Origin of the sequence: Chitinimonas sp. BJB300 (genome assembly GCF_002735695.1) — a bacterium.
GTDB lineage: Bacteria > Pseudomonadota > Gammaproteobacteria > Burkholderiales > Chitinimonadaceae > Chitinimonas.
On sequence record NZ_PDZH01000220.1, the window covers coordinates 1 to 3,835 of the forward strand.

Genomic DNA, 3,835 nt, shown 5'->3' on the forward strand with positions numbered 1-3,835 from the left:
AGCATGAATACAGCTCCCGCTTCCGTAACACCAAAGCCAAACACGCTTGGCCTTAGTCTTCTTATTGCGCTCGTTGTCGGTTCCATTATTGGCAGTGGTATCTACGGTTTGCCACAAAATATGGCTTCTGGCGCTGGCGCAGGTGCAATCCTGATCGGTTGGGCCATCAGTGGTGTCGGCATGCTTATGCTGGCGCGTGTTTACCAAATACTGGCTCTGCGTAAACCGGAATTAGATAACGGCGTGTATGCCTATGCTCAGGCGCTATCTGGCGAATACGTGGGCTTTAATTCAGCATGGGGTTATTGGGTTAGTGCCTGGGTAGGAAACGTAAGCTATTTAGTCGCGGCATTTGGGGCGCTTGGTTATTTCTTTCCTGTATTTGGCGATGGAAACACCACCGCTGCTATTCTTGGTGCCTCCATTGCACTATGGGTCTTCCATCTGCTGGTGTTGAGGGGCATACATGGTGCCGCGACGCTTAACGGCTTGGTGACACTGGCGAAAATCGTCCCGTTAATACTGTTTATTGTCCTAGTTACATTGGCCTTTCAATCCGACGTGTTCAAATTAGATTTCTGGGGCCATGCGAAGCTCGGTTCTTTATTTGATCAAGTTAAAAGCACGATGCTGGTTACGGTATGGGTTTTTATCGGTATCGAAGGTGCGAGTGTTTATTCGGCTCGAGCACGCCATCGGGAAGACGTAGGACGTGCCACGATAGCGGGCTTTTTGATTTGTCTGTTGCTGATGATGGCAGTTTCTTTGCTATCACTAGGCATTTATACGCAGCCGGAACTGGCCGGTCTCAAGAATCCATCTATGGCCGGTGTGCTCGAAAAAGCGGTCGGTACTTGGGGTGCGGTCGTAGTGTATTTGGGGTTGCTGCTGTCTGTTGGGGGCAGCTTCCTGGCCTGGACACTCCTTGCGGCAGAATCGCTGTTTACACCTGCACAGAGTGGTGTAATGCCACGCTGGTTGACCAAGCAAAACGCAAAAGGCGTTCCAGCTAATGCTATGTGGTTGACCAATGGCATGGTACAGATTTTCCTCATTGTGACTCTTTTTTCCAAAGCGTCATATCTAGCGCTTATATCCCTTTCCACCGCAATGATTCTTGTCCCTTATCTATTTAGCGCTGCCTATAGCCTGCTACTGGTATGGCGTCGCGAAGGCGTAATCACTGCTTTTCGCAGAAGCGATTTGATAGTGACGGGATTAGCAACGGGATATTGCCTGTGGCTTCTCTATGCTGCAGGATTTAAGTACCTGCTACTTGGGGCTTTGCTTTATGCCCCAGGTGCAGCGCTCTACCTGTTCGCAAAAAAGCAGCGTACAGAGCGGCTTTTCACCAGTTTCGAGTGGGGGATATTGGCATTCCTACTGCTGCTGGCCATAGTGGCAGTTTATCTGCTGTCAACGAATAAACTCAGCTTATAAGATTGGAAGTCACGATGACTACGGGAGTGTACTCAGAAATTGGACGGTTGCGTCGAGTCTTGGTTTGCCGGCCCGGTCTTGCTCAAAAGCGGCTTACACCAGCCAACTGCCGCGATTTGCTGTTTGACGATGTGTTGTGGGTGGCGCAGGCGCGCAATGACCATGATGCTTTCACGACCGCCATGGTTGAACGGGGTATCGAGGTGCTAGATCTGCACGATTTGTTGGCCGATACCGTCACCAACATGGAAGCGCGTACTTGGCTGCTCGATCGCAGGCTTGCAGATTGCTTTGTTGACCAAGAACTTACTAGTCAGTTACGGCCTTGGCTGGAGGAACTGCCGCCAACGCAATTGGCTAACTTTATGATTGGAGGACTCACCCAAGCGGAGCTGCCTTTTGACACTGATGGGCTATTGGCAAGGTGCTCGGGCCGCCACGATCTACTATTGCCGCCACTGCCTAACTCTCTGTTTATGCGCGACAGCAGCGCCTGGGTATTTGATGGGGTGGTATCCGGTCAAATGTATTGGCCCGCTCGCCAGCAGGAAACATTACTGACAACCGCAGTTTATCGTTTCCACCCTCTGTTTGCAGGCCATACCAAAATTTGGCAGGAGGATATGGGGCAACCGCAAGGCATATCCTCAATCGAGGGGGGCGATGTGATGCCGATTGGTAAAGGTACCGTTCTGATAGGCATGGGCGAGCGGACCTCGCCTCAAGCAGTCAGCCAGTTGGCTCGTACCTTATTCGCCAATGGGGCGGCAGATCTTGTATTAGCTGCGCAGCTACCTAAGTCCCGCGGTGCCATGCACCTGGATACGGTGTTCACGTTTTGCGATGTGGATCTGGTGACTATTTTCCCAGAAATAGTCAGTGCAATAAGAGTACACAGCATTCGACCGGGCACGAAGGATGGCACGCTGGACGTACGCACCGAACAGCAACCGTTCTTGGATGTCATTGCACAAGCTTTAGGGTTGGCAAAATTGCGGGTGGTGGCCACGGGTGGTGACTCTTTCGAGGCCGAGCGCGAGCAATGGGATGACGGCAATAACTTGCTTGCCCTAGCGCCGGGTGTAGTCATGGCTTATAACCGCAACACCTACACCAACACGCTGTTGCGCAAAGCGGGTGTTGAAGTCATCACGATTCCCGGCGGTGAACTCGGTCGCGGTCGTGGCGGAAGCCATTGCATGAGCTGCCCCATCGAACGCGATCCAATCTAGTCAACCCCGCCAGGAAAATATCATGAGCTACAACCTCCATAACCGAAGCTTGTTGGACTTGAAAGACTTTTCGCCTAGAGACATCCGCTTCCTGCTGAACTTGGCAGCAGAACTCAAGCGTGCAAAGTATGCAGGCATCGAGCATCCTCGCTTAAAAGGCAAAAATATTGCATTGATCTTCGAAAAAGCCTCGACGAGAACGCGCTGCGCTTTTGAAGTCGCGGTGCATGATCAAGGTGGCCACGTTACCTACATTGATTCTGCAGGCTCGCAGCTGGGGCACAAAGAGTCGCTCAAAGATACGGCTCGCGTACTAGGCCGTATGTACGATGGCATCGAATACCGAGGGTTTCACCAAAGTGTTGTGGAGGATCTCGCGCGGTTCTCTTGCGTACCTGTATGGAACGGTCTAACTGACGAAGCGCATCCAACGCAGGTCTTGGCTGATTTGCTGACGATGGAGGAGTTTGGTGAACGTCCACTGCGCGAGCTCTCGTTTTGCTATCTGGGTGATGCCCGCTTCAACATGGGATGCTCCTTGCTGATCGGCGGTACTCAGATGGGCATGGATGTGCGCATTGCAGCACCGGCCAATCTACAGCCGCCTGCTGAACTAGTAACGCAAATGCGTGAACTCGCTCGCACTACGGGTGCGCGCATTACGATTGAAACGGACCCCAATAGTGCCGTAGCTGGTGCTGACTTCCTCTATACCGACGTTTGGGTCTCGATGGGTGAAGCCGATGAAGTCTGGAAAGAACGTATCGACCAACTCATGCCTTATCAGGTAACCAAAGCCCTCATGCAGGCGACAGGCAAACCGCATTCACGTTTCATGCATTGCCTGCCCGCCTTCCATAACCTCGAAACGGAAGTGGGCCGGCAAGTACACGAACGCTTTGGCTTAGCGGAAATCGAAGTAACGGACGAAGTATTTGAATCCGAAGCATCGATCGTATTTACCCAGGCAGAGAACCGCCTACACACGATCAAGGCGGTCCTGGTCGCTACACTTGCGTGAGCCACAACCCATGAAAATTGTTGTTGCATTGGGCGGCAACGCCTTACTCAAGCGTGGACAGGTGCTAAGTGCGCAGAACCAGCTAGAGAATATCCGTTGTGCTGCCGTCCAGCTTGCGCGCCTAGCACAAGAACACAAACTA

At 52.3% G+C, this 3,835-nt stretch carries 3 protein-coding genes; all 3 read left to right on the plus strand.

Annotated elements, in window-relative coordinates; translation table 11 throughout:
- Positions 1-3 precede the first annotated feature (3 nt).
- Genes arcD through argF form a run of 3 tightly spaced genes read left to right on the plus strand, consistent with a single transcriptional unit; the run spans position 4 to position 3,693 of the window.
- Positions 4-1,440, plus strand: a complete 1,437-nt coding sequence (arcD, locus tag CSQ89_RS20350) for an arginine-ornithine antiporter (protein WP_099407834.1) — start codon at positions 4-6, stop codon at positions 1,438-1,440.
- A gap of 14 nt (positions 1,441-1,454) precedes the next feature.
- The gene (arcA, locus tag CSQ89_RS20355) at positions 1,455-2,672 is read left to right on the plus strand and encodes an arginine deiminase (RefSeq protein ID WP_099407832.1); all 1,218 of its coding nucleotides are present in this window, start codon (positions 1,455-1,457) and stop codon (positions 2,670-2,672) included.
- Positions 2,673-2,694: 22 nt separating this feature from the next.
- Positions 2,695-3,693, plus strand: coding sequence for an ornithine carbamoyltransferase (gene argF / locus CSQ89_RS20360; RefSeq protein ID WP_099407833.1), 999 nt, complete (start codon positions 2,695-2,697; stop codon positions 3,691-3,693).
- Positions 3,694-3,835 lie beyond the last annotated feature (142 nt).